Here is a 3,595-nt window from a genome sequence, read left to right as displayed (position 1 = left end):
TGATCCATACGTTCGGTGAATTTTGAGTCCATCTGATCCATACGTTCGGTGAATCTGGCATCCATCTCATCAAAGCGTTTGTCGGTCCGCATAAAACCGGCATGAGTTGCGGCAGTTAATGCGTTGACGTGATCCTTAACGGATTCCACATCATTTTTAACATCAGCAATGTCGTTTATAACGTCTGCGACATCGAGCTTTAACCCGGTTATATCATTCTGATTGGTCAGGGCGATATTTTTGATTTCTGCACAGACCTTTGCGAGGCTATGCACGTCGGCGTCGAGATTTTTATGTTGCACTTCCAGTATGTCGAGTCTGGCTTCAATAGATGACATAAATAAATACTGCCTTGGTGTAGTAGAAACATTATTGAGTCGAACTCTCAAAATAGCAGACTTTTTCCAGAGGAGAGTGAATCCGGTGATTAAGGTTCTTTTTTTTGCCAGCTACCGCGAAAAGCTGGGTATAGACAGGCTGGAGCTGACTGAGATGCCAACGAATCTTTCTGCACTTCGTGACCTGCTCTGCGAAAAAGGGCAGGATTGGCAGGAAGTCGTTAAAGACCCAAGTACCCTGGTGGCTTTGAACCAGACTATGACCCGCAAGGATTTTGAAATAAAAGAAGGCGACGAAATTGCCTTCTTTCCTCCGGTCACCGGAGGGTGATCATGATCTCAATACAGAAGGATGATTTTGATCCGGGTTTTGAACAGGATCAGCTCAGCGACAATACCGGTACCGGGGCTTTGGTGACCTTCACTGGATTGGTGAGGGATGAAAACCTCGGGGACGATGTGGGAGGACTGTATCTGGAACATTATCCGGGTATGACAGAGAAGTCACTCAGGGACATTATTGATGAAGCCGCCGAACGCTGGCCACTGCAAGCCATCAGGGTGATTCACCGGGTCGGGCAGCTTCAGCCGGGTGACAGAATTGTTTTTGTTGGTGTGGCCAGTGCTCACCGCAAAGCGGCGTTTGAGATCTGTGAGTTTGTCATGGACTACCTGAAAACCCGTGCGCCTTTCTGGAAGAAGGAAACCACTCCTGAAGGTGATCGCTGGGTGGATGCCCGTGAGTCTGATGAAGAGGCGGCAAAGCGCTGGGGGCAGACATCGTTGTGACGTATTGGCTGGGTATTCTGACACTGTTGTTTAGCATAAGTGCAACCGCTGCTAATCTTCGAGTGGCGGTGTCTGCTAACTTTAAACCCGTTTTAGAACATCTGGCTGAACAGTTTAAGCGTCAGACCGGACACAAGTTGACTGTCTCTTCAGCATCGACTGGCGTGCTGTACCATCAGATTATGCGTGGTGCTCCCTTTGATCTTTTTTTCTCAGCCGATCAAGCCAGACCCCTGAAGCTGGAAAACAATGGCAAGGCGCTTTCTGAAAGTCGAAAAACATACGCCTATGGACGTTTGGTTCTTTGGGATCGAACAAAGGATAAAGAGCCATCTTCAATTGAGCAGCTCAAAGACTGGCATGGTAAGTTGGCTATTGCTAACCCTGCAACCGCTCCCTTCGGTCTGGCTGCCAGGCAGTCTCTGGAAAAGTCAGGTTTATGGGAGAGTTATCAGGGGCGGCTGGTGCAGGGAGCCAACATTCAGCAGGCATGGCAGTTTGTGGCCAGCGGTAATGTTGACATGGGGCTGGTTGCCTTATCCCAGCTTTCAGAAAAAGAGCTGAAGCGAATCAGCTATGTGCCAAAAACGCTCTATGAACCGATTCGTCAGGATATGGTGATACTGAAAAGTACAGAGCACAAAAAGATAGCTCAGGCGTTTTCGGCGTTTGTGTTGTCTGCCTCGTCCCAGAAATATATTGCTGAGCATGGCTATTTTCCTGCCATCCGGGATAAGACGAAATAATGCTGACCACGGCCATCTGGCTGACCATGAAACTGGCTGTGCTGACAACACTGCTGTTGATGCTGGTGGGAATACCCCTGGCCTGGAAACTGGCCAATATGAGAAGCCGCTTTCGGCCATTAATAGAAGCTATTGTCGGTTTGCCACTGGTGCTACCGCCCACGGTACTCGGTTTTTATCTGTTAATTGCCTTCTCGCCAGACAATACCTTGGGCCAATGGTGGGTTGATTTAACGGGGTCAACACTGGCATTCAGTTTTTCAGGGCTGGTGGTGGCTTCTGTGCTGTATTCATTGCCATTTGTCGTGCAACCTCTGCAAAGAGCGTTTGAGCAGTTGGATCATGGTCTTCTTGAAGCAGCCTCCATGCTCGGGGCCAGTCGGATTGACCGGTTTATCAATATTGTTTTGCCAAATTCTCTCAGAGCACTCTTGTTGGCTGCCTGTATGGGCTTTGCTCATACGGTGGGTGAATTTGGTGTGGTGCTGATGATTGGCGGCAACATTCCCGGAGAAACTCAGGTGTTGTCCATTGCTTTATACGACGCGGTGGAAACACAACAGCTGGGCCAGGCACATGCTATGGCAGCGGGCCTGCTAATGTTTGCGCTTGTGATGCTGGTAGTTTTGTACAGTATTGATAAAAGACAAGTGTCGGAAGTGAGTAACCGTTGATGTTGAAACTGGATATTCAACTGCCTCGGGATCGGTTCGATCTTGCCATCCATACCGCTCTGGAGCTGGATGCTGTCTGGGGTATTATGGGTGCGTCGGGCTGCGGCAAAACCTCTCTGCTCAGGGCCATTGCCGGACTGGAAAAACCGGTTCAGGGTCGGATACAGTTTGATGATCAGGTCTGGATGGACAGCAAACAGGGTGTCTTTGTTCCCCCTGAACGACGCAGGATAGGTTATATCTTTCAGGAGGCGCGTTTATTTCCACACTTGAGTGTTCTGGGTAACCTTCAGTTTTCCATGAAACGTGCAAGCTCCGGTCGCCGGGGATTAACCTTTGTTGAAGTCGTGGATCAATCGGGTGTTGGCCACTTGCTGAATCGTGGGATTGAAACACTGTCCGGCGGAGAAAAACAGCGTGTAGCCATTGCCCGCACTTTGTTGAATGCACCAAAATTGCTGTTAATGGATGAGCCTCTGGCTTCTCTGGATTGGGATTCCAAGGCGACGATATTGCCTTGTTTAAGAAATATTCATCGAGCTTTTAACATACCGATTATTATGGTCAGTCATTCAAGAGAAGAAGTGGCCCGTCTGGCTGACAGGGTTTTGTTACTGCATCAGGGATCTGTGACCGGAAAAGATCAGAGCCAGACGTTGCTCAACAGTGCACTGGCCGTTGATGATCGGCATGAGCCTCTGTTATCCGTGCTGGAAGCAGAAGTGGTTGATCATGATAAAGACTATGGGCTGACCGTTCTGAGTGTCGAAGGTCATCCGCTGCAGGTGCACGAGGCTGGATTGGCCTTGGGGTCAACAGTACGAATGATTGTCCCTGCCCATGAAGTGAGTATTGTGCTGGATGATTTTTGCGACACCAGTGTTTTGAATCGTTTACCGGTGGTGATTGATTCAATACAAACCAGGGACGACTGGCATCAGTTAATTACGTTATGTCTGGGTGAGCAGACTTTAATGGCTCTGGTGACACGAAAGTCGGTGGATCGGTTGTCGCTGAAAATTGGGATGAAGGTGTTTGCTCATTTTAA

General features: G+C 49.0%; 6 protein-coding genes. 5 read left to right on the top strand and 1 reads right to left on the bottom strand.

Annotated features, from left to right (window positions below):
- On the bottom strand, positions 1-338 hold a 338-nt coding region (locus KDK19_RS12540), incomplete at its 3' end, for a hypothetical protein (protein ID WP_257292094.1).
- Between the two features lie 85 nt (positions 339-423).
- Here KDK19_RS12540 and moaD point away from each other — a divergent pair.
- The 5 genes from moaD to modC all read left to right on the top strand — a co-directional run.
- Positions 424-669 carry a molybdopterin converting factor subunit 1 gene (gene moaD, locus KDK19_RS12535; RefSeq protein ID WP_257292093.1) on the top strand — a complete coding sequence of 82 codons (246 nt, stop codon included), beginning with the start codon at positions 424-426 and terminating at the stop codon, positions 667-669.
- Between the two features lie 2 nt (positions 670-671).
- Complete coding sequence (moaE, locus tag KDK19_RS12530) at positions 672-1,127, top strand: molybdopterin synthase catalytic subunit MoaE (RefSeq protein WP_257254205.1); 456 nt, start codon at positions 672-674, stop codon at positions 1,125-1,127.
- Positions 1,124-1,873: a molybdate ABC transporter substrate-binding protein gene (gene modA, locus KDK19_RS12525; RefSeq protein WP_257275344.1), complete on the top strand. Its 750-nt coding sequence runs from the start codon at positions 1,124-1,126 to the stop codon at positions 1,871-1,873. Before moaE ends, modA begins: the two co-directional genes overlap by 4 nt.
- Positions 1,873-2,547 (top strand): molybdate ABC transporter permease subunit, encoded by a 675-nt coding sequence (gene modB / locus KDK19_RS12520; protein WP_257254208.1) that lies wholly within the window; start codon positions 1,873-1,875, stop codon positions 2,545-2,547. The genes modA and modB overlap by 1 nt, the downstream gene beginning before the upstream one ends.
- Positions 2,547-3,595: molybdenum ABC transporter ATP-binding protein (gene modC / locus KDK19_RS12515; RefSeq protein WP_257292092.1), on the top strand; the 1,049-nt coding region annotated here is incomplete at its 3' end. The genes modB and modC, both read left to right, overlap by 1 nt.

Origin of the sequence: Endozoicomonas sp. ONNA1 (assembly GCF_024606325.1) — a bacterium.
In the GTDB taxonomy this organism is placed as follows: Bacteria; Pseudomonadota; Gammaproteobacteria; order Pseudomonadales; family Endozoicomonadaceae; genus Endozoicomonas_A.
The sequence above is the reverse complement of the archived record's forward strand: the minus strand, read 5'-3'. Positions and strand labels throughout refer to the sequence as shown.

What these genes read in the sequence shown, in the direction of transcription:
- moaE (WP_257254205.1), top strand. Translation starts at nt 672, where the DNA reads ATGATCTCAATACAGAAGGATGATTTTGATCCGGGTTTTGAACAGGAT.
- modB (WP_257254208.1), top strand. Translation starts at nt 1,873, where the DNA reads ATGCTGACCACGGCCATCTGGCTGACCATGAAACTGGCTGTGCTGACA.